General features: G+C 63.4%; 19 protein-coding genes. 7 read left to right on the top strand and 12 right to left on the bottom strand.

Translation table 11 applies throughout. The features are described from left to right. Positions 1-4 precede the first annotated feature (4 nt). The gene (locus tag A9K71_RS29025) at positions 5-892 is read right to left on the bottom strand and encodes a MurR/RpiR family transcriptional regulator (protein ID WP_067003934.1); all 888 of its coding nucleotides are present in this window, start codon (positions 890-892) and stop codon (positions 5-7) included. A 304-nt stretch (positions 893-1,196) separates the two neighbouring features. On the opposite strand from A9K71_RS29025, the gene A9K71_RS29020 reads away from it, so the two are divergent. Continuing rightward, positions 1,197-2,381, top strand: coding sequence for a Gfo/Idh/MocA family oxidoreductase (locus tag A9K71_RS29020; RefSeq protein WP_067003932.1), 1,185 nt, complete (start codon positions 1,197-1,199; stop codon positions 2,379-2,381). Between the two features lie 627 nt (positions 2,382-3,008). Further along, positions 3,009-3,443: a hypothetical protein gene (locus A9K71_RS29015; RefSeq protein ID WP_067003930.1), complete on the top strand. Its 435-nt coding sequence runs from the start codon at positions 3,009-3,011 to the stop codon at positions 3,441-3,443. A gap of 225 nt (positions 3,444-3,668) precedes the next feature. Here the strand turns inward: A9K71_RS29015 and A9K71_RS29010 are convergent, their stop codons facing one another. The 7 genes from A9K71_RS29010 to A9K71_RS28980 all read right to left on the bottom strand — a co-directional run bounded on the left by A9K71_RS29010 (position 3,669) and on the right by A9K71_RS28980 (position 11,951). Further along, on the bottom strand, positions 3,669-4,859 hold the full coding sequence (locus tag A9K71_RS29010) for an NADH-quinone oxidoreductase subunit D (RefSeq protein WP_067004196.1): 1,191 nt from the start codon (positions 4,857-4,859) through the stop codon (positions 3,669-3,671). 49 nt (positions 4,860-4,908) lie between these two features. After that, positions 4,909-5,304: a hypothetical protein gene (locus A9K71_RS29005; RefSeq protein ID WP_067004194.1), complete on the bottom strand. Its 396-nt coding sequence runs from the start codon at positions 5,302-5,304 to the stop codon at positions 4,909-4,911. A 110-nt stretch (positions 5,305-5,414) separates the two neighbouring features. Beyond that, positions 5,415-7,022 carry an FGGY-family carbohydrate kinase gene (locus A9K71_RS29000; RefSeq protein ID WP_067003928.1) on the bottom strand — a complete coding sequence of 536 codons (1,608 nt, stop codon included), beginning with the start codon at positions 7,020-7,022 and terminating at the stop codon, positions 5,415-5,417. A gap of 197 nt (positions 7,023-7,219) precedes the next feature. Next, the gene (locus tag A9K71_RS28995) at positions 7,220-8,104 is read right to left on the bottom strand and encodes an AraC family transcriptional regulator (protein WP_067003926.1); all 885 of its coding nucleotides are present in this window, start codon (positions 8,102-8,104) and stop codon (positions 7,220-7,222) included. 171 nt (positions 8,105-8,275) lie between these two features. Beyond that, positions 8,276-9,226, bottom strand: coding sequence for an ABC transporter permease (locus A9K71_RS28990; RefSeq protein ID WP_164746842.1), 951 nt, complete (start codon positions 9,224-9,226; stop codon positions 8,276-8,278). Between the two features lie 17 nt (positions 9,227-9,243). Further along, positions 9,244-10,764 (bottom strand): sugar ABC transporter ATP-binding protein, encoded by a 1,521-nt coding sequence (locus tag A9K71_RS28985; protein WP_067003922.1) that lies wholly within the window; start codon positions 10,762-10,764, stop codon positions 9,244-9,246. A gap of 74 nt (positions 10,765-10,838) precedes the next feature. After that, the gene (locus A9K71_RS28980; RefSeq protein ID WP_067003920.1) at positions 10,839-11,951 is read right to left on the bottom strand and encodes a sugar ABC transporter substrate-binding protein; all 1,113 of its coding nucleotides are present in this window, start codon (positions 11,949-11,951) and stop codon (positions 10,839-10,841) included. A 397-nt stretch (positions 11,952-12,348) separates the two neighbouring features. Here A9K71_RS28980 and A9K71_RS28975 point away from each other — a divergent pair, with 397 nt between their 5' ends. From A9K71_RS28975 to A9K71_RS28960, 4 genes are all read left to right on the top strand, one after another. Beyond that, positions 12,349-13,494 (top strand): SGNH/GDSL hydrolase family protein, encoded by a 1,146-nt coding sequence (locus A9K71_RS28975; RefSeq protein WP_067003918.1) that lies wholly within the window; start codon positions 12,349-12,351, stop codon positions 13,492-13,494. Between the two features lie 545 nt (positions 13,495-14,039). Then, the gene (locus A9K71_RS28970) at positions 14,040-14,546 is read left to right on the top strand and encodes a hypothetical protein (RefSeq protein ID WP_067003917.1); all 507 of its coding nucleotides are present in this window, start codon (positions 14,040-14,042) and stop codon (positions 14,544-14,546) included. 73 nt (positions 14,547-14,619) lie between these two features. Further along, positions 14,620-15,903 (top strand): SDR family oxidoreductase, encoded by a 1,284-nt coding sequence (locus A9K71_RS28965; protein WP_067003915.1) that lies wholly within the window; start codon positions 14,620-14,622, stop codon positions 15,901-15,903. Then, the gene (locus tag A9K71_RS28960; RefSeq protein WP_067003913.1) at positions 15,903-16,388 is read left to right on the top strand and encodes a DUF2269 family protein; all 486 of its coding nucleotides are present in this window, start codon (positions 15,903-15,905) and stop codon (positions 16,386-16,388) included. Before A9K71_RS28965 ends, A9K71_RS28960 begins: the two co-directional genes overlap by 1 nt. 83 nt (positions 16,389-16,471) lie before the next feature. Here the strand turns inward: A9K71_RS28960 and A9K71_RS28955 are convergent, their stop codons facing one another. The 4 genes from A9K71_RS28955 to A9K71_RS28940 all read right to left on the bottom strand — a co-directional run bounded on the left by A9K71_RS28955 (position 16,472) and on the right by A9K71_RS28940 (position 19,389). Beyond that, positions 16,472-16,777: a hypothetical protein gene (locus A9K71_RS28955; RefSeq protein ID WP_067003911.1), complete on the bottom strand. Its 306-nt coding sequence runs from the start codon at positions 16,775-16,777 to the stop codon at positions 16,472-16,474. Positions 16,778-16,796: 19 nt separating this feature from the next. Continuing rightward, positions 16,797-17,720, bottom strand: a complete 924-nt coding sequence (locus A9K71_RS28950; RefSeq protein ID WP_245299826.1) for an NAD(P)/FAD-dependent oxidoreductase — start codon at positions 17,718-17,720, stop codon at positions 16,797-16,799. A gap of 640 nt (positions 17,721-18,360) precedes the next feature. Then, positions 18,361-18,675 carry a hypothetical protein gene (locus A9K71_RS28945; protein WP_067003909.1) on the bottom strand — a complete coding sequence of 105 codons (315 nt, stop codon included), beginning with the start codon at positions 18,673-18,675 and terminating at the stop codon, positions 18,361-18,363. Between the two features lie 141 nt (positions 18,676-18,816). Further along, positions 18,817-19,389, bottom strand: coding sequence for an MgtC/SapB family protein (locus A9K71_RS28940; protein ID WP_348627041.1), 573 nt, complete (start codon positions 19,387-19,389; stop codon positions 18,817-18,819). 50 nt (positions 19,390-19,439) lie between these two features. On the opposite strand from A9K71_RS28940, the gene A9K71_RS32235 reads away from it, so the two are divergent. Beyond that, positions 19,440-19,607 (top strand): hypothetical protein, encoded by a 168-nt coding sequence (locus A9K71_RS32235; protein ID WP_164746634.1) that lies wholly within the window; start codon positions 19,440-19,442, stop codon positions 19,605-19,607. The last annotated feature ends 185 nt before the right edge of the window (positions 19,608-19,792 follow it).

Genomic DNA, 19,792 nt, shown 5'->3' with positions numbered 1-19,792 from the left:
CCGATCAGCCTGTCCGCCGCGCGACGACGCCGTGGACCAAAGCCATGCCGACGGCGAGCGAAGCGGCGAGCGAGCGGAAGCCTGCGAAGTCCTGTTCCACCACTTCCAGCCAGGTGTCGGAGAGTTTCACCAGCGGTGAGAAGGTGCTGTCGGTGATGGCGACGATGCGTGCTCCGCGATCATGGGCGAGGGCGACCAGGTCTGGCGTGATCGAGTTGTAAGGGCTGAAGGAAACGGCGAGCACCGCGTCGCGCTGGCTTATGCAGCCGACCTGATCGAGCGCGGTCGAGCCGACATTGTCGACCAACACGTTGCGCACGCCCTGTTGCGACAGCGTCAGCGACAGATAGGTGGTGACCGGGAAAGCGCGCTTGCTGCCGATCACGTAGATCAGCTCGGCTCCCGCCAGCAGGTCGGCCATCTTGTCGAAGCTGTCGGTGTCGAAGCCATTGCCGATGCGGTTGAGCGAAGCCTGCGAGGCGCCGACCATGCCGTTGAGGAAATGCAAGTCGGCGTGGGGTTCGGCTGCTGCCGGTCCCTTGTTGTCGCGCGTGCGTCCTTCCGGCCAGGAGCCTTTCATGTGGTCCTTGAACAGGCCTTGGAAGTCGGAAAAGCCGGCATAGCCGAAGATCTGCGCGAAGCGTACCAGCGTCGAGGGCTGCACGCCTGCCTGCGCCGCCACCTGGGCGATGGAGCCAAGCGCAACGTCGCTCGGATGCTGCCATAGGAAGATGGCGACCTGGCGCATCCTTTTCGGGAAATGCACGGTGCCGGAAGACAGCACCGCGCGCAGCTCCTCATAGGTTTGTGGTTTCGTGTGGCCAAGTGCCGCCAGCGAACGGCCGCGTTTCCGGGGAACGCTCTCGCCGGGTGAGGTTCGTGCGCCGCTCATCAGATGGGCCGGATTCGAGCTGTTGTACCTGAGGCGCCCCGAACTTGCGGTGAAGATCGCCAGTCGCCGACGGTTGGAAAAAGGGGAGAATTCAAAACTTGAAGCGATTGTCTTGCTTCCATCGCCTCGACAAGCCGGCGGGTAGTCATGCGACCCTTCACCATCCGAACCCTCCTCCACCGGTCTCGCACAAGGCTAGTGCGGCACGATCGTTTTACAAAACAAAATTTGGAAAGGCTGTTCGAAATTGGCGAGGCGCCTCCTATAGTCCCTGTGCTGGACGGCATCCGGGAGGACTCGAACCATGGTCTACGCAACCGCTGACGGAACCTTACGCAAGCGCCTGACGGTCGGCATGGTCGGCGGCGGTCGCAACGCCTTCATCGGCGCGGTTCATCGGTTGGCCATGCGGCTCGACGACCAGATCGCGCTGGTGGCGGGTGCGCTGTCCTCGGATGCCGAAAACGCCGCGGCATCGGCCGCCGAGATCGGCATCGCGCCGGAGCGCAGCTATGCCGACTACCATGCGATGGCAAAGGCCGAAGCGGCGCGGACGGACGGCATCGAGGCGGTGGTCATCGTCACGTCCAACCATCTGCATGCGCCGATCGCCACTGCTTTCCTGGAAGCCGGCATCGACGTCATCTGCGACAAGCCGCTGTCGACGACGCTTGCCGAAGCTGAGGCGTTGGTGGCGCTCACCAAGGCGAAGAAGCGCCGCTTCCTCGTCACATTGAACAACACCGGTTACGCCATGGCGCGGCAGGCGCGCGAAATGGTGGCAGCGGGCGAACTCGGCCGCATCCTGTCCGTGCACGGTGCCTACATCCAGGACTGGCTGACGCAGCCGATCGACGCGCAAGGCCAGAAGCAGGCCGAATGGCGCACCGACCCTGCGCGCGCCGGGCAATCGGCGGTGCTTGCCGACATCGGCGTGCACGCCTTCAACCTGGCGAGCTTCATCTCCGGCTTCGAGGCTGACGCCGTATCGGCGGACCTTTTCACCGCCGTGCCAGGTCGTCGCCTCGACGACAACGCGCATGTCCTGGTGCGCTGGACCGGCGGGGCGCGCGGCACCATCCTCGCCAGCCAGACTTCGCCCGGCCACTACAACGATCTTTCGGTGCGCATCTATGGCGACCGGGCCGGGCTCGAATGGTCGGGCACGCGGCCGGAGGAACTGCGCTTCGCGCCGTATCGCGAGGAGGCACGCACGCTGGTGCGCGGCGGCCACGGCTCGACGGCGGAAGCCCGGCGCGTCTCGCGCATGCCGGCGGCGCATCCCGAGGGCTATATCGAGGCCTTCGCCAATTTCTACCGCGATGCCGCCGACATCATCCGCGCGCATCGAGCGGGCACTGCGGTCGATGTTGGGCGCGCGGCGCAGGTACCGGACGTCGTCGACGGCGCTCGTGGTGTGAAGTTCGTGGCGGCGGCAGTGGAGTCGAACACGGCTGGAGGAGCCTGGGCGCCGGCGCGGTTTGAATAGACGCCGGCTTGGTGCTTTGAATCGTTCAATCCGCTTTACAATGCGGGGCGGCGCGACCGGCCGACGTGTGGCCAATCAGCCGAGCGGCCGAGGTCGGCCTCATCGATGATGTCCCGCACCGATATGGCCTCGTGGCCCTGCACCGAGCGCACCCGAGTGCTTGGGAGGCACGTCGTTCTCATCCGGATTGGGAACGGGTTCCTCGTCCGGCAGCTTCTCCGGATCCGGTTCGCGCATCGGTTTTGGGTCGGGAAACGGCGGCGGCGTGGGGACCGGCGTTGGCGTGGGGTCGGGAGTGGGGAGAATAGCCATAAGGTGGTCCCTCGTTGCGCTGGCAGAGCAGTCCGCGAGATGCGGTTTGGGCAACCGGTATCTGCCCGACCAGAACATGATGGGTAGAGCCGCCTCATCCGACGCTTCATCGACACCTGATCACCGGCGGCTGACGCATGGCAGAACGGCCTCGACCGGGGATGGTTCCACAGCGATCCCGCCGCGCTTCGGCGGGGTCGGACACGAATGACGATCAAATGATTTCCCGTCGCCCATTTCGCCCTTGCCGGCGCCATGCAGCGCCTTAGTTCCGTTTGCGGGGCGGGTGATCATCTGCCGACATAGGAGGCGGCCTTGAAGCACCAAACCGTAGACCAACTCAATGCCGTTGCCGACGTTCATGCTGAAGCAGCGGTTCTCATCGCCAGTCGTGGCCAACGCCTCGAACGCTGGGCGCAACTTCTCGAGCAGGATCCCGGCCGGCGCCTTATGGCGCTTGCGGGCACCGAATACGCCACACCCGACGTGCGCGAAAAGATGCGTTCCACCGGATCGCCGATTACTGTCGCCTTCGAAGACCCGATCTTTCGTGCTCAGGGCCTGAAGGACGACACCTACGGCGAAGCAAAGCGCTTCTTCGAACTCAGCGACTGGCAACTGCACGAGGTCGTCTGCCATTGCCATGTCGGCGCCAATCTGCCGGCACGCTGGGCGGCGTCCCGCGTTCGCGCGGCCATCTCTCCAGGCTCGGGCATTCTTGCCTGGCTGAGATCGGTGTTCATGCACTAAGACGACTGCCGCGGTTCGAAGAACCGCGGCAAGTTCAATCCTTATCGGAGACGGAGGGGAGTTGTCCCCAGCCGTCGGTAGCTAGAGCGATTCACCGTTTTGCGAGAACGTCGAATCGCTCTATCTTTTTGCTTTCGCTCATTCGGCTGTTGATGCAATTCCCCGCGCGAAGTTTGGGACTGTGTCTGGAATTTGCTCTTAGGGCTGCCCGCGCCGCACCTCCACTCAGCGATCGATCTCTCCGAACACGATATCCAGCGATCCGATGATGGCCGCGACATCGGCGATCATGTGCCCGCGCGACAGGAAGTCCATCGCCTGAAGGTGGGCGAAAGACGGCGCACGTATCTTGCAGCGGTACGGAACATTGCTGCCGTCAGAGACAAGATAGACGCCGAATTCGCCTTTGGGCGCCTCCACCGCGGCGTAGACCTCGCCCTGCGGCACATGATGGCCTTCGGTGTAGAGCTTGAAATGGTGGATCGTCGCCTCCATGGAACGCTTCATGGTGGCGCGCGGCGGCGGCGTGATCTTCTGGTTCGGTACGGCGACCGGGCCGTGCCCGTCGGGCAAGCGCAGCTTCTCCAGACATTGCCTCATGATCCTAACCGACTGCCGCATCTCCTCCATGCGCACGAGATAGCGGTCGTAGCAGTCGCCGTGCTTGCCGACCGGAATGTCGAAATCCATTTCGGGATAGCATTCATAGGGTTGCGCCTTGCGCAAATCCCAGGCCGCGCCCGAGCCGCGCACCATCGGGCCGGAGAAACCCCATGCCCAAGCATCGTCCTGTCCGATCACGCCGACGTCGACATTGCGCTGCTTGAAGATACGGTTTTCGGTCAGGAGTTCATCGAGATTGCTCAAAGTTCCCAGGAACGGATCACAGAAATTCCAGATGTCGTCGAGCAACTCTCCCGGCAGATCCTGATGCACGCCGCCGACCCTGAAATAGTTGGCATGCATGCGCGCGCCCGACGCGCGCTCATAAAAGACCATCAGCTTCTCCCGCTCGGCGAAGCCCCAGAGCGGCGGCGTCAGCGCGCCGATATCCATCGCCTGCGTGGTGACGTTGAGCAGGTGCGACAACAGCCGGCCGATCTCGCAAAACAGGACGCGGATAAGCTGTCCGCGCCGGGGAACCGATATTTCGAGCAGCTTCTCGGCGGCGAGGCAGAAGGCATGCTCCTGGTTCATCGGCGCCACATAGTCGAGCCGGTCGAAATAGGGCAGGGCCTGCAGATAGTTCTTGTATTCGATCAGCTTCTCGGTGCCGCGGTGGAGCAGGCCGATATGCGGATCGGCGCGGTCGACGATCTCGCCGTCGAGTTCCAGCACCAGCCTGAGCACACCATGCGCCGACGGGTGCTGCGGTCCGAAGTTGAGCGTGAAGTTGCGAATTGCGGTTTCGGCCATGGCGGCCTCTTCGCGGACTCTCATTTTGTTTGGCGCGCGGCGGCGCCGATCATGTCGTGGTCTGGATGATCAGCGTCAGCGTGCCGTCGCCATCCATGTTGGCGGCGACGACCTGCGAGGAATTCAGCCCGTTCGCATGCAGAACCGATACCGCCTCGGGCGAGGCATCGATCGATTTCTGCAGCCTGGCCAGGTCCGTGGCGGTTGTCCTGGTGACCACGGCTTCGGCCTGGACCTTGATCTCTGCGGGCAGGTCCTCCATCGCCACCACCACGACGTTGGTAACGGTTTGGCCGGAACTTCCCGGATCGGGTTGCACCTGGTCGAGCCGAGGTTGTTCAGCCGGGGGCAGAACCTGGGGCGGTTGCGGATCGGCGCGTTGAGCCGAGACCGGCTGCGCCAGGGCAAGGGTCGAAAGAGCGAGCATCATCGTCACCGTCCGCATCGTCTTTCCTTCCATGTCTCGAAGTCTGACGACACAACCCCTCCGCCCGGCGATGGTTCCGGCCAGGAGGGCAAGTGACGGTAAACGTCGGCGGGCGACGGCTGGATATCTCACACAGTCAACACTGACAGCGCAGCAGCCTGCAGGCGTTCGAACGCGGCAAAGCGCCTGTCGTGGCAGGCAGCGAGCGCGGCGTTCGGCGAATAGACCTCGCCCACCTCCGACATCGCCGCCATGGCCGCGGGAAGGTTGGAGTGGCGCCCGGCGGCGACCGCGCCGAGCATCGCTGAGCCGAGCAGCACCGGCTCGGGGGACGTTGGCGCGTAGACCACCTTGCCGGTGGAGTCGGCGATGAGCTGTCGCACGAGCGGGCTCTGCCCTGCGCCGCCGCTGATGGCGATGGTGTCGATGTTGATGCCGCGGCCATGCATGGCCGCCAGGATCTGGCGGGCGCCATAGCCGAGGCCGCAGAGGCCGGCGACATAGAGCGCGACGAGACTGTCGGCTCCGGTCGCCATGTCCAAGCCGGCGATCAGTCCGCGCGCGTCGGGATTGGCCAAGGGGGCACGATTGCCTAGAAATTCGGGAACGACATGCAGGCCGCCGACCAGTCTGTCCGCCTTCGCCGCACCGCCATGCCGCTCCGCCTCCTGCGCCAGCCACTGGCTGAGGTTCTGGCCGCCTCGCGCCGCGATCCCTGCCAGCTCGACGGCGGCGGGGTGCATGCCGACCAGGCGATCGATGGCGGCGCCCGCGGCCGACTGGCCGCCTTCGTTCAGCCACAGCCCCGGCACCATGGCGGAGAAATAGGGCCCCCACACGCCCGGCACGAAAGCCGCCTGTTCGGTCGTCGTCATGGTGCAGGCCGAAGTGCCGAAGACATAGGCCATGCGCGTGGTCACATCGCCGGCGCCGCCGCGCGCGCCGACCGAGCCGATGCCGCCGGCATGCGCATCGATCATGCCGGCGGCGACCGGCGTTCCGGGCAAAAGGCCAAGCTCGGCCGCCGCCTCGCTCGTCAAGCCGTTGGGCAGCGCGCTCCCCGGCGCCACGACCTCGGTGCCGATCCGGGCAAATTCCTCATCCGCGAGCGCGCCGAGCCCGACCTTGCGAAAATAGCCATCATCCCAGCGTGCCTCATGCGCGAGATAGGTCCATTTGCAAGTCACCGTGCAGGTCGAGCGCGCCAGGCTGCCGGTGGCGCGCCAGGTGAGGAAATCGGCGAGATCCATGAACTGCCATGCCGCGGCGAAGGTCCGCGGCATGTTCTCGGCGAGCCATAAGAGCTTCGGGGTTTCCATCTCGGGCGAGATTGTGCCGCCGACATAGCGCAGCACATCCTCGCCGGTGCCGTTGATCCTGCGCGCCTGCTCGGTGGCGCGGTGGTCCATCCAGACGATGATGTTGCGCTCGCGATCCCCTGACGGGCTGACCGTCAGCGGCTCGCCACCCGGCCCTAGAACGACAAGCGAGCAGGTGGCGTCGAAGCCGATGCCATGCACCGACTGCGCCGAGATGCCGGCAAGCGACACCGCCTCGCGGACGGTCGTAGCAACGGCGCGCCAGATGTCATTGCTCGATTGCTCGACGATATGGCCCTCGGCATGCCAGGTGGCGATGTCGGCCTTGGCGGACGCAAGCATGGCGCCCGCTTCGTCGAAGACGCCCGCGCGGGCACTGCCGGTGCCGATGTCGATGCCGATGAAATGACTGCTCATGACTTCAGATCCTTCGCCCGATCCGTTCGGTTGCTATAGGTCATTGCTTTGCCGCAGGATGACAAGGTCGCGGACGGTGATGTCACCTTCGTTCCCTATCGGTGTTGCCGTTCCGGCTAGCGGCGCAGGCAAAGCTTTGCCTTGCCGCGCACGTTTGCCCATGCCAATTCGACGCCGCTGCTTGTCGTGCCGGCTGGCTAGGCCGCTTTCGCCAGGTTGATGTTGTGCAGTGTCAGCCGCCGGAAATGCGAGGGCGTCATGCCCTTTTCGGCGAGAAACTGCCGGTTGAAGTTGGAAAGGGTGTTGTAGCCGACCTCGAAGCAGATGCTGGTGATCGAAGCCTGCTCGTCGCTCATCAGCATCTGGCAGGCCAGGTTGATGCGCAGCCGCTTCACATACTGAACCAGCGTCATACCGGTGTGCTGGCGGAAGGAGCGGGAGAACACACTGGGCGACTGGCCGGCGATGGCGGCCAGGTCCGTCTCGCTGAAGGGCTGGGTCAGGTTCTCGCGCAGATAGGCAAGCGCCTTGTTGATGCCGGCCGACATATAGCCCGACGGATCGGGCAGGTAGCTCGCGCTGGCCAGCATGCGCGCGCCTTCGGCGCGGCTGAGCAGACCCATTATCATCATGAACAGCTCGATGCGGCGCACGCCTTGCGAATTCATGATCTCTTCCATCAGCGGGCCAAGCTGCTTGCTGGTCTGGCGGCTGAACAGCACGCCGCGGCGCGAGGCTTCGAGCACCGGCGTCAGCGCCGCGAGCTCGGGGAAGGTGTTGATTGCGCCGTCGATAAAGCCCTCATTGAACTGAATGATGCGGCAGCGGAGCGGCACCGTCGCGTCCTTCGGCACATCGCTCACCCAGTTGTGCGGCAGGTTGGGGCCGGTCAGCACCAGATTGCCCGGCTCGAACTCGCCGATGAAGTCGCCGACGAAATAGCGGCCGCGGGTGGCGACGATGAGATGCAGTTCGTATTCCGGATGGAAATGCCAGCGCACCGTGCGGAACGGGTAACCGTGCGACCAGGCAGTGAAAGACTCGCCCGGCCTGATCTGCACAACTTCAAGATCGGGTTTCATCGCTGCTCCTCCCGTATTGAAGCCAAGGCGCGTCCCCTCTACGACGCGCCGTCCGGTTTCGGCCTCATGTCAGCCAAGCTATCGAGCCGACAAGATCTTCGCCACCATGTTCGCGCCACTCCATTGGTACTTTTTTGACTATTCTGAGCCTCCACGGCGCTGAGCGGCGCCTCAAACGACGCCGCGTTCCTCGCTCCTTATGCGGAAGGCATCGACGGCGATCGCAAGCAGGATCATCGCGCCGCCGATCATCTGAATGTAATAGGCCGAGACGTTGATGAGCTGCAGGCCGGTCTGGATGACGGTGATGAGCAGCGTGCCGCCGAGCATGCCGATGACGCGGCCGCGCCCGCCGAACAGCGAGACGCCGCCGATGACGGGTGCTGCCACGGCATAGAGCAGCGTCGTGCTGCCGACGGTCACGCTGACGCCGCCGAGATAGGAGGTGTAGAGGAAGCCGGCCACTCCAGCGAGGAAGCCGGAAGCGCTGAAGGCGCCAAGCCTCGCGCGCTTGACGTTGATGCCTGCGGCATTCGCCGCCCGGCGGTTGCCGCCGGTGGCATAGAGGTTGCGACCCCAGGCCGAATAAGCAAGCACGACATGCGCCAGGAGATAGGCGACGAAGAGGGCGATCGGCATTACCGGCCAGCTGCCGATGGTGGCGCTGCCTATGTAGCTGTAGCCTTCATCGGTCACCACCATGGTGCGGGCCTGGGTGGCGCCGAGCACCGCGCCTTGCAGAAAAAGCCCCATGGCCAGCGTCGCGATCAGCGAATTCATGCGCAAATAGGCGACGAAGTAGCCGTTGAGCAGACCGACGAGCACCCCGGCAACGATGGTGATGAGCACGGCCAGCGTCCAGTGGACGCCGAACTGCTGCATGGCATAGGCGCCGATCATGCTCGAGAAGACCAGATTGCCGACCACCGAGAGATCGATCTCGCCGATCAGAAGCGTGAAGGAGACCGCAAGCACCAGCACGCCCAGCGTGGTCGCCTGCACCAGCACGTTCTGCAGATTGCCTTCCGAAAGGAAGAAGGGATTGAGGAAGCCGGCGAGGATGCTGAACACGATGATCAGGATCCAGACCACATTGTCGAGAAGGAATTTCTTGCTGGTCATGTCCGATACTGCCCCTGTCATCGCGCCGCTCTCGCTTCGGCGATCGCATCGATGGTGATCTCGGCGCCGCGCAGCATCCGCGCGATCCGACCCTTGGAGAAGATCACCACGCGGTCGACGAGGCGCTGCATCTCTTCCGGGTCCTGCGCGAGCAGAAGCACGCTAACGCCCTTCTTCGTCGCATCGTCGATCAGGCGGTGGATCTGCTCCTTGGCGGCGACATCGACGCCGACGGTCGGCTCGTCGAGCAGAAGCAATCTCGGCTTGCGTTCCAGCAGCCGGCCAAGCAGCACCTTCTGCTGGTTGCCGCCAGACAACTCGCCGATCTCCTGGGCGCCGCTGCCCATGACGATCTCCATGGCGCCGCGCGCCTCGCTCATGCGGCGGTTCATGCCGGCGCCGCTCACCAGCCAGCCGAGCGATAGCGGCCAATTGCCGAGGTTGAGGTTCTCGGTCACCGACATCGAGCCGACCAGGCCTTCGCCGATGCGGTCATGGGTGAGGTAGGCAATGCCCGAGCCGAGGCTCTGCCCCGGCGAGCCGAGACGCGCTTCCCGGCCATCGATCAGGACGGCACCGGCCTCGATGGGCAGCAGGCCGCCCAGCGCCCGCATCAATTCCTGCGGCCCTTCGCCGAGCAGGCCGACGAGGCCGACGATCTCGCCGTGGCCGATCGCAAGATCGACCGGGCCGCCGCCGGAAAAGGATAGCCCGCTGAGCTCGATGGCCGCGCCATGATCCTTGCGGGCGCGGTGGAATTCGGCGACGTCGGCGCCGGTGATGACGCGCGCCATGGCCTCGGCCGAAAGCTCCGCCGCTTTGCCGCTGGCGGTCACCTTGCCGTCGCGCAGCACCGTGTATTCCGAACAGAGCTGGCGCACCTCGTCGTTGTGGTGCGAGATGTAGATGAAGGACGTGCCGCGTTTGGTGAGGCTTTCGACCCATTCCAGCAGATGCAGCCGCTCGGCCGCCGCAAGGCCTGCCGTCGGCTCGTCGAGAATGATCAGCGAGGCTTCGGCCGCGACCGCCTTGATGATGGCGAGCCTGCGCCTGTCGCTCGCGCCGAGGTCGCCGGCGCGCCGCCTCGGGTCGACCGGCATGCCATGGCTTTCGAGCTGGCGCGCCGCCAGGCGGCGGAGCGCGGGCCAGTCGATCAGGCCGTAGCGTCTCGGCAGATCCGGCAGCAGAAGGTTCTCGCCGATCGAAAGGTCTTCGAAGATCTCCGAATGCTGCGACAGAAGGTGGAGTCCGCGCTTCTTGCGCGCCGGCAACGGCAGGACCGACACGTCTTCGCCGTTGAGCAGGATCGAGCCGGTGTCGAGGCGCAACAGGCCGGCGATGATGTTGGATAGCGTCGATTTGCCGGCGCCGTTCTTGCCGAGCAGGCCATGGATCGCGCCGCGCGACACGCTCAGCGAGACGCCGTCCAACACCGCAAGCGGGCCGAAGCGCTTGAAGATGTTGTCGACGGTAAGAACAGCGTTGGCGCCGTCCTGCGCGAGACTATCGGGCACGATCGTGCCGTCGGCGATGACCATTGGGATAACCGGCAATCTCGAAATGAGGTGAGAACGCGATGGGCGCGTTCTCACCCGTCTCGTCGGCTGCGATCTCAGCCGGCGTTCTGCTGCATCTTCCACACCTGGGTCACGACATTGGCCCAGTGGCGCGGGTCGTCGGCATTTTCCTTGGTGAGGAAGTAGGGCGGGATGGTGAGCAGCGGGCCGGACGGGCTGTCGGCGATCGTGCCCTTCTCCCAAAAATACTTCTTGTTTTCGTAAGGTCCGGTCGGAACCGGCTTGCCCTTCAGCGTGTACTCTTCCAACAGGTCGACGACGATCTCGACATAGGCGATCGGGTCCTGTGCGATGTCGGCGTCGATCTCACCCGCCTTCACCCATTCCAGCGCATTCGGCGAGGCATCGATGCTGGTCAGGATGATGTGATTCTCATGGCCGACCGGAAACAGCCGTTTCTGCGTTTCGAGCGCCTTGCGGGCATCAACGACGAAGATGTCGGTCGGCATGTGGATGGCGTCGAGGTCCGGCCGCTCGCGCAGCGTCGCCGAGACCACGGCGAGCGCCTGCTCATGCTGGTTGTTCTGCGGCCGCGAGATGATCTCGATGTCGGGATATTTGCTCTTAAGCGTGTCCTCGAAACCGTCTTTGCGGTCGCGCAGCGCCACGGCGGTCAGCGAGCCGTAATTGTTGAGCACGCTGCCCTTCGGCGAGCCGTGCTTCTTGGTGAGCAGCTCGGCGGTCTTCTCCGCCGCCATGACGCCCGACAGCTTGTTGTCGAAGGTCACCGAAGCGGCTACCTCTCCGCCGGTAAGCACGGTGTCGACCATGCCGAGCGGCACGCCGAGCGACTTCGCCTTCTTGCTCAGTGGGATGAGCAGCTCCGAATCCAGCGCGTCGGAAATGAGGTAGCGCGGCTTCTGCAAGAGCAGGCTGTTCCAGTCGTTGACCTGCGCGTTGGCATCGCCATTGGCGTCCTTGCCGACGAATTCCAGGCCGAGGCCTTCGACCTTGCGCTTCAGCGCCTCCTGCAGCACGACGAAGAAGAAGAAGCCGAGATAGCCGGTCTCCCAGGCCACAACCTTGGAGGTCGTGCCTTGCGCCGCGGCGCGCTCGCCGCCCGCCAGCAACAGGCCGCCGGCAGTGGCTGCCGCGCCCTGCAAAAGCGCGCGGCGGTTCAATGTTAAGCTCTTGGTCTCGCAACCCATGTCTCGCTCCCTGAAATGGTTGGAATCTTTGCCGGTAGAGCTTTCCACCAAGCCCGCCCGGCGGGGCACTCAGCCCAAACATCCCCCGGAACGTTTCCTCCCCCGCACGATCTGATCAGGCTAGGCGCGCGCTATCCGGCCAGCCACCACGTTCCGGGGCGGGTGTTAGTACTTTTTTGATTCCGCTAGTGAAAGCCGAGGCCGCGATTACGACTGCGCTACAACATGCTCGACCTCCGGCTCGTTGCATTCGGAGTCAAAAATCTATGTGTCGCGGAAAGCGCAACCGGTAGCTCGCTCCGCAAGCCGCGGCTATCTGTGTTGGCGAGGGCCGCGCGCCGAAACCGAAGGGATGGAGAGAATGGAGCACTGGATCGGAACCTGGAGCGCAAGCCCAATGAACGTCTGGCCGGGAGACGCCGTGCTCTATGGCTTCCACCGGCAGACGGTACGCCAAGTCGTGCGCGTCAGCACCGGCGGTGAGAGGTTGCGATTGAGGCTGTCCAACGAATATGGCGCCTCGCCGATTCGTATCGGCGCCGCGACCGTCGCGCTTGCCGCGAAAGACGGCGCGGTCGGCGCCGGCAGCATCCGGCAGGTGACGTTCGGCGGCGAGACGCAGGCAGATCTGGCGCCCGGCGCGCCGCTTCTCGGCGATGTTGTGGACCTATCGGTTGCCGATCTCGGGCAGATCGCGATCAGCCTCTATTTCCCCGATTTCGCGCCGATCGAGACCTATCACTACGAGGCGCAGCAGACCGCCTACATTTCCGAAATCGGCGACTTCGCCGACGCAGCCGAACTGCCGGTGCAGCAGACCTCGACCAGCCGCTATTTCCTCAGCGCCGTGCTGGTCGAGAGCGGGCCGGACAGTGGCTCTCTGGTTTGTCTCGGCGATTCCATCACCGACGGCTTCGGCTCGACCGTCGACGGCAATGCGCGCTGGCCGGACCGGCTGGCGGAGCGGTTTGCGAAAAGCGGCCGGCTGTCAGGCATCGGCGTCCTCAACCAGGGGATCGGCGGCAACCGCGTGCTTGCCAGCCGCGCCCGCGGCGCCAACGCGCTCGCCCGCTTCGACCGCGACGTTCTGGGCTTTCCCAACGTCCGGTGGGTCTCGGTGCTGGAAGGCATCAACGACATCGGCTGGCCGGAAACCATGCTTGCCGGCCGTCAGGAGGCCGTCGCCGTCGAAAGCCTGATCGCGGCTTACCGGCAATTGATCGCACGCGCCCGCCTCAACGGCATCAAGGTGCTGCTTGGCACGCTGCCGCCCTTCGGTGGCGCCTTCGAAGGCCAGCCGCTCAGAACCTTCTACTCTCCTACCAAGGAGCGCGACCGCGAGGCGGTGAACGCCTGGATCAGGACATCGGGCGAAGCCGATGCCGTCGTCGATTTCGAGCGCGCGCTGGCCGATCCCGCCAACCCGTCGAGGCTGCTCGCCGCCTTCGATTGCGGCGACGGCCTGCATCCGTCCGACGACGGCTATGCCGAGATGGCCAGGCTGTTCGAGGAAGCTTTCGAGAGCTTGCTTCGCGGCCAATAGGATTACCTGGTTCTGCGAGTGGCGGCTGCTGCCCGCGCCGGCGCCTTCTGGATGTTGGCGCCGCCCATGTCACCATTCTTGGTGCGACCCGCCCCGGTCGTGCTCCAATATCGGCGCCCGTCGTCGGGTGCAATTCGGCGAAAACACGGATGGCCAACCTCAGAACAGGACGACGAGCACTTAGCATAATGGAGCTGACAGAAGAGCTCAGCTGTCCAGGAACAAACTGCAAGTCTTTCCGGTTTGGTGACCGAACCGATTGCGGTCACGAAAATGGTTGGACATAGAAGACATAATAATGAGCAGATTGCGCAGCTACTGAGGCGCCAGTTTTCCAGTGAGATAATGAGGCGCCATCTGCGTGCACTTCCGCTGTTTCGGACCGAGAGGTGGCTCCCTGACCGGCTTGCCGGGTTGATGGAGGTTTTAAAGCGAAGTGAGGGTCGAGGACGACGGCGTTGATTCTTGCTTCTGGCCTGAAGCGTCGACGTCAGGCTGGACGCAAAGGTCGTCTTTCGATCCCAATGGAGAAGAGATGGTGAGCAATGCGGCCGCTCGATAAGGCGTTGCTTGGGGCTGTGGCAGGCGTCGCGGCGACCATGGCGATGACGGCAACGATGAGGCGCCTGCACGCAGTCCTGCCCGACGACGAGCGCTATCCGCTTCCGCCTCGCGAGATCGTCGACCGCACTTTTCCAGCTGTTGACGAGCGCGAAGCACGTTCAAGAACACTGCTTGCGCATTTCGGGTTTGGCGGTCTCACCGGTGCTTTGTTTGCCCTGCTGCCCACCACTCGAGGGAGTGGGGTCGCCTACGGCTTATGCATCTGGGCGCTGAGTTATCTCGGTTGGATTCCCGCCGCCCGCATTCTGACCCCGGCGCACCGTCACCCCATCAGGAGAAACATGCTGATGATTGCAGCTCATGTCGTTTGGGGCCTGACGCTTTCAAGATCACTGAAAGAAATGGAACGCGCCGCCATCGAGGCGTTCGACTCCTCCGGCAACCGGCCAACAGGGCGCGACCGGCAAGCCGAGAGGAGAAGCCGGTGACCGGGGGGCGCGTTCTGCGGAACGATCCGACCCTTCGGCCCGCCGCGCTGTCTTGTCCGGCGGGACATCGGCAATGAAGGTTCTCGTAACGGGATCGAACGGTCTCATCGGCACAGCGGTGTGCGCGCGTCTGGTCGCGTCAGGGCACGAGGTCGTGCGGGCCTCACGACGCCGATCAAGCCGGGCGGGGGAGGCGGGAACGGTCGCCATCGATATGGCGAAGGCGCTCGCCCCCGAGAACTGGGGCAGTGCTCTTCAAGGCGTTGACGCGGTGGTGAATTGTGCCGGTGTTCTGCAGGACAGCGCCAGCGAAGATACGACGGGGGTTCATGCATTGGGCGCAGCGGCGCTGTTTCGTGCCTGCCGGCAAGCCGGGGTGCGCCGGGTCATCCACTTTTCCGCTATCGGCGTCGATCGTGAGCAACCCTCCGCCTTCTCCGCCAGCAAATATGCCGGCGAGGAGGCCTTGATGACGCTCGACTTGGATTGGGTCGTGCTGAGACCCTCCGTCGTTCTGGGCCGCCCCGTTTTTGGAGCGAGCGCCCTGTTTCGCGGCCTTGCCGCGCTTCCTCTGCTGCCCTCCATGCCCGGCTCCGGCCGTCTGCAGGTGGTCCAACTTGAGGACGTGGTCGAAACGGTGGCGTTTTTCCTCAGCCCTGACAGCCCGTCACGGATCGCTCTCGACCTTGCTGGTCCGGACGCCTTCGCCATGGAGGAGGTAGTCGCGCATTACCGCAGGTGGCTTGGATGGGACGAGGCTCGCGTCCTGGCTCTCCCGAGATGGGCGGCGCGTCTACTTTATCGGCTGGGTGACGCCGTCAGTGTGCTGGGATGGCGCCCTCCCATGCGCACCAACGCCGCCCTTGAGATCAGCCGGGGAGCAACGGGTGATCCCGGACCCTGGAAGGCGACAACGGGGATCGAGCCGCGAGGTCTCCCGACAGCACTCGCCGCAAACCCAGCCACGGTGCAGGACAGATGGTTTGCCGGCCTTTACTTCATCAAACCCGCGATCTTCACGGTGCTGCCGTTCTTCTGGATCATGACCGGAATCATATCCCTGACAACCGGATGGCAGAGCGGTGTCCAACTCCTGATCGGTACCGCTGTGAGCGCGCTGGCGGCACCCTTGGTCATCGCCGGCGCGCTGGCCGACCTGGTCATCGGCGTTCTCATCGCGCTTCGCAAAACCGCGCGCGTTGGGCTCTGGGGAGCGATCGGCGTATGCGTTTTTTATGCATTGGCCGGCACGCTCCTGCGGCCCGATCTGTGGAACGAGCCGCTCGGCCCGCTGATGAAGATCCTGCCGATCGTTCTTCTGCACTTCGTCGCATTGGCGATCCTGGAGGAGCGCTGATGCTCTACTTCGGTCTCAAATATCTCCATATCGTGGGCGCGGCGGTTCTGCTGGGGACGGGCGCTGGCATCGCCTTCTTCATGCTGCTTGCACACCGGACCGGCAACCCGGCTACCGTGGCCGCTGTCGCGCGCATTGTCGTGGTTGCCGATTTCCTGTTCACGGCAACGGCAGTTGTGGCGCAACCGATCACCGGCGTCGCGCTTGCCTGGCTCGTCGGCTATTCGCTCTGGGACGGCTGGATCGCGCTGTCGATCCTTCTCTACGTCGTGACCGGTGTTTTTTGGCTTCCCGTGGTCTGGATGCAGATGGAGATGCGCGATCTTGCCCTGGCGGCGGCGAAAGCCGGCCAGCTGCTTCCGCCGCGCTATCACCGGCTTTTCCGGCTCTGGTTCATGTTCGGCTTTCCGGCCTTCGGCGCGGTCGCCGCTATCTTATGGCTGATGATCACCCGCCCGGCCATCGAATGGTTCGGGACCGGCTGATGCCGACGGGCCGAGCGAGCTCATCTGAGCTACGCCGGGAGGAGAGGCGCCGGCTTTGATTTTCCGTGCATGGACAAGAACGACTACACCAGCGCGATCGGCATGTAGCGGATAACCACCTTCTCCTGTCGAAACCACCGCTCGAGTGCGATCCGGCGTTCACGCCAGTCGATGAGATCGACCTCGTTGGCCATGACTTCGAAGATCACAATCTTGTCGGCGTTGGACTCGGCACCCTTTTTCCACAAACCGTCGGCAGGCGCCTGAAGGTAAGCAGTAACGCCTTCGAAGCGACTCGCCAGTTCTTCCTTCACGCGGTCGAAATCTTCTTGAGCGAAAGGCTGGCCGTCATTGTCCGAGCAGGGAAGCAGGATCTGAACAAGATGCATCGCAATCCACCGGTGAATTCTAGCACTTGGCATCGTCGAGATAGTTATGCATGTCGGTGGCCGCGATCGAGGCGTGGCCGAATGCGACAGCAATCTGATTGATTTCGTTGACCACATCGCCAGCGGCATACAGGCCTGGCACGACCGTGCGCTGATGCGCATCCACGACAAGATTTCCAAGCTCGTCGCATGTCGCCCCGAGATCTAGGCCAAGTTGCGACCTTGCCCTGCATCCCATGGCTGGATAGACGGTATCGAATGAGGATGCTGTTCCGTTGGAGAGTTGAATGGTGGCCTGCTCTCCCGAGGGTCGTAGCGAATGAGGGATGCAGGGCTCGAGCCGGATTCCAGCTTCGTGGATCAGTCGGCCGGCATCTGCATCAATTTCACTCGAAGCATCGGTCGTCAGTACGGTGACGTCGCGAGTGTAGGTCCGCATGAACAATGCCTTCTTCACCGCCTCTTCCGCCGGGCCCAGGACTGCGACGCGCTTATCGATCACCTCATAGCCGTCACAGATCGGACAGAGGCGCAAGGTGCCGGCTCTGATCATATCGTCTGCCGAAGGCGTCTCTGGAAGCTTATCGACAATGCCAGTAGCCAGGAGCGCCGCGCGGGAACGAATGGCTGTCGAACCGATCGCAATAAAATCCGTTCCGTCGCGGCCAATCTCGTGGATTATATCGTGCCTAAGATCGGCTCCGCTCTGCAAAGCCTGCTGCCGCAGCCGATTCAGCAGTTCGGCGCCGGCTATGCCGTCGGGGAAGCCGGGACAGTTGCGGGTAATCGGAATGAGCTTCGCGCGGCTTTGACCGCAATCGACAACGACGACCCGGCGGCGAAAGCGCCCGAGATACGTCGCTGCTGCCAAGCCGGCCGGACCGCCACCGATAACCAAGCAGTCAATTCGTTCCCACTGACAGACGCTATCGTCTTCGATCACCAAAGAACTCCCGGGAGGTGATGCAGAGCTATTGCAAGCGGCTCGTGCCCGGCAAACGAACTTGTCTGTTGGTGACTAAGACCAAGGGCGTGCGCGACTGCTTCCCGGTTCTCATAAGAATGAGGCCGACACAGATGCCGCTCGTGAGGATGGCCTCGTTTCCTTCCGAACGGCCAGAAACGAGGGCGCAAAATCCGGCCTCGACCGCGCGCACCGGTAAGCGCGGGATCAGTTGTTTCGTTATAGGCGACCATCTGTCCCAACCGCGCCCTTGCTTATTGGTTCCGCCGTGCATTCGCGTTGCGCGCCGATCCGTTGTCTCGCCAGACGCTGACGACGTTCGGCTGCCTTCACGTGCCGCAGGCCGCCGTTCGCCACGCGGCGGACCGGACGATGCAAAAGTTCGCTTTTGTGGATCAAAGTAGCCCGGCCTGCCGGGCGGGGTTGGGGGCTTGACATACAGGCCGGGCCCTTACCCCGCGCAGCGGGGCAGAGTTCCATTATGCGCCGCGCTTGCGGCGACCGACATTAACATTTTCTAAGACTTGAAAAGCCCGTCGCAGCTAATGAGCGTAAGCGACGGGCTTTGTGCTGCCGAGACGGCTACGTCCCAACGGTAAACGACCGCTCCCATAACAAGTCATGGCCGCGCATTCAGTTCCAATCTTGGACAGCCCGCCCGAGGAACGTCACGATACCAGCGACGTTCCGGTAAATGGCAATCGACGATGATATCGAAATGGCCAGGCGGCATGTCCATGAAGGCGAGCGGCACCTTCGCCGTCAGCACGAGTTGGTTGCCGACCTCAGCGATCAGGGATTGCCGACCGATGACGCCCTGCGCTTCCTCCACCTGCTTGAAGACATGCAGGCGATGCATCGGCAGCACCTGTCGCGGCTGCTGCGCAGAGCCGAAAATGGCTAGGAAGATTCCTGCTTTGTCGGGCCAGACCATGGGTGTCTGCACTGGGATCTGGTGACAGGTCATGATCTGCCACGAGTGCGCCGGCCGAGACGGTCGGAATCTGCAACTCAGCAAAAACCCTGTAACGCCGACAAGCGCAGGGATTGGACGCCCTGCCTCCAAATGCTCCGACTATTGCTTGTCCTTTGGGGCAACCTGCACCAGCTGCAAAAGCCCTAGCACGATCAGCGCCAAGACTGTGCCAAGAATTGCGATCTGCCAGAACCCGAGACCCACTGCCAATCCAATGGCACCGGCCAGCCACATTCCCGCGCCGGTCGTCAGCCCCTGAACCTCCCCTTTGGAGAAGAATATTAGCCCCGCAGCCAGGAATGCGACGCCGGCAGTTGTGGCTTCAATCAGGCGGATGGGGTCAATGGCTATCTCCTGGCCATCGAAGACGGGGAGATGGGTGATTTCGATGGCCAGGATGGCGATCAAGGCGGTTGCTAGACAGATCAGGATATGCGTCCTCAGCCCGGCCGGCCGGTTACGCCATTCGCGCTCCATGCCGACGAGTGAGCCAAGAACCGCAGCCAGCAAAAGCCTGGCTGAAATTACGGAAAATGGCAGCCAGGTTTGCTGCCCGAAACGTTCAACAAGCTCATCCATGAGCGCCAGAACGTATCTGTGGGCTGCCCGGTTCCTTCCGCAGGACGCCGGGATGTCCCTGCAACGCATATCGCCGGCAAAGCGCTGGAACATTCGAGCTCAGCCCACGTTGGGTTCTGTTCGACTGACAGGGACACACCTCAATGGAACCCAAATCATCGCGCGATCTGCCCGGTCCTAAGCCCCGCAAGGACAAGGAACGGGAAAACCAAAAAGCTGCCGCGAAAACGCCTGACAAGACCAACGATTGGGACCGGAACCAGGTGCATGGCGAGGGCGAGAGCATCGGGATCGACAAGGACGAACCATAGGCCGATCCACACCTCAGAGCGGCGAGCAATCTGAGCCCCCCACGATGAGGCTTGCCGCCATCCCGACCATTAGAGTGCTGGCGGAGAGAGCGTCTTTCGAGTTCGCATCTAAATAATTGAAAAAATTTGGCTTTCGCGCCGGCTCGTTGCGCTGTTTGCTTCACGGTTGCCTTGGATGGCGAGCG

Source organism: Mesorhizobium sp. WSM3873, from assembly GCF_001672445.1.
Classification (GTDB): Bacteria; Pseudomonadota; Alphaproteobacteria; order Rhizobiales; family Rhizobiaceae; genus Mesorhizobium.
This window is presented reverse-complemented; position numbering and strand designations above follow the sequence as displayed.

Bases quoted from the DNA above. Each gene is read 5' to 3' on its own strand.
- A9K71_RS29025 (WP_067003934.1), bottom strand. From the start codon at position 892: ATGAGCGGCGCACGAACCTCACCCGGCGAGAGCGTTCCCCGGAAACGC.
- A9K71_RS29020 (WP_067003932.1), top strand. From the start codon at position 1,197: ATGGTCTACGCAACCGCTGACGGAACCTTACGCAAGCGCCTGACGGTC.
- A9K71_RS29010 (WP_067004196.1), bottom strand. From the start codon at position 4,859: ATGGCCGAAACCGCAATTCGCAACTTCACGCTCAACTTCGGACCGCAG.
- A9K71_RS29005 (WP_067004194.1), bottom strand. From the start codon at position 5,304: ATGCGGACGGTGACGATGATGCTCGCTCTTTCGACCCTTGCCCTGGCG.
- A9K71_RS29000 (WP_067003928.1), bottom strand. From the start codon at position 7,022: ATGAGCAGTCATTTCATCGGCATCGACATCGGCACCGGCAGTGCCCGC.
- A9K71_RS28995 (WP_067003926.1), bottom strand. From the start codon at position 8,104: ATGAAACCCGATCTTGAAGTTGTGCAGATCAGGCCGGGCGAGTCTTTC.
- A9K71_RS28990 (WP_164746842.1), bottom strand. From the start codon at position 9,226: ATGACCAGCAAGAAATTCCTTCTCGACAATGTGGTCTGGATCCTGATC.
- A9K71_RS28985 (WP_067003922.1), bottom strand. From the start codon at position 10,764: ATGGTCATCGCCGACGGCACGATCGTGCCCGATAGTCTCGCGCAGGAC.
- A9K71_RS28980 (WP_067003920.1), bottom strand. From the start codon at position 11,951: ATGGGTTGCGAGACCAAGAGCTTAACATTGAACCGCCGCGCGCTTTTG.
- A9K71_RS28975 (WP_067003918.1), top strand. From the start codon at position 12,349: ATGAACGTCTGGCCGGGAGACGCCGTGCTCTATGGCTTCCACCGGCAG.
- A9K71_RS28970 (WP_067003917.1), top strand. From the start codon at position 14,040: ATGCGGCCGCTCGATAAGGCGTTGCTTGGGGCTGTGGCAGGCGTCGCG.
- A9K71_RS28965 (WP_067003915.1), top strand. From the start codon at position 14,620: ATGAAGGTTCTCGTAACGGGATCGAACGGTCTCATCGGCACAGCGGTG.
- A9K71_RS28960 (WP_067003913.1), top strand. From the start codon at position 15,903: ATGCTCTACTTCGGTCTCAAATATCTCCATATCGTGGGCGCGGCGGTT.
- A9K71_RS28955 (WP_067003911.1), bottom strand. From the start codon at position 16,777: ATGCATCTTGTTCAGATCCTGCTTCCCTGCTCGGACAATGACGGCCAG.
- A9K71_RS28945 (WP_067003909.1), bottom strand. From the start codon at position 18,675: ATGGTCTGGCCCGACAAAGCAGGAATCTTCCTAGCCATTTTCGGCTCT.
- A9K71_RS28940 (WP_348627041.1), bottom strand. From the start codon at position 19,389: ATGTTCCAGCGCTTTGCCGGCGATATGCGTTGCAGGGACATCCCGGCG.
- A9K71_RS32235 (WP_164746634.1), top strand. From the start codon at position 19,440: ATGGAACCCAAATCATCGCGCGATCTGCCCGGTCCTAAGCCCCGCAAG.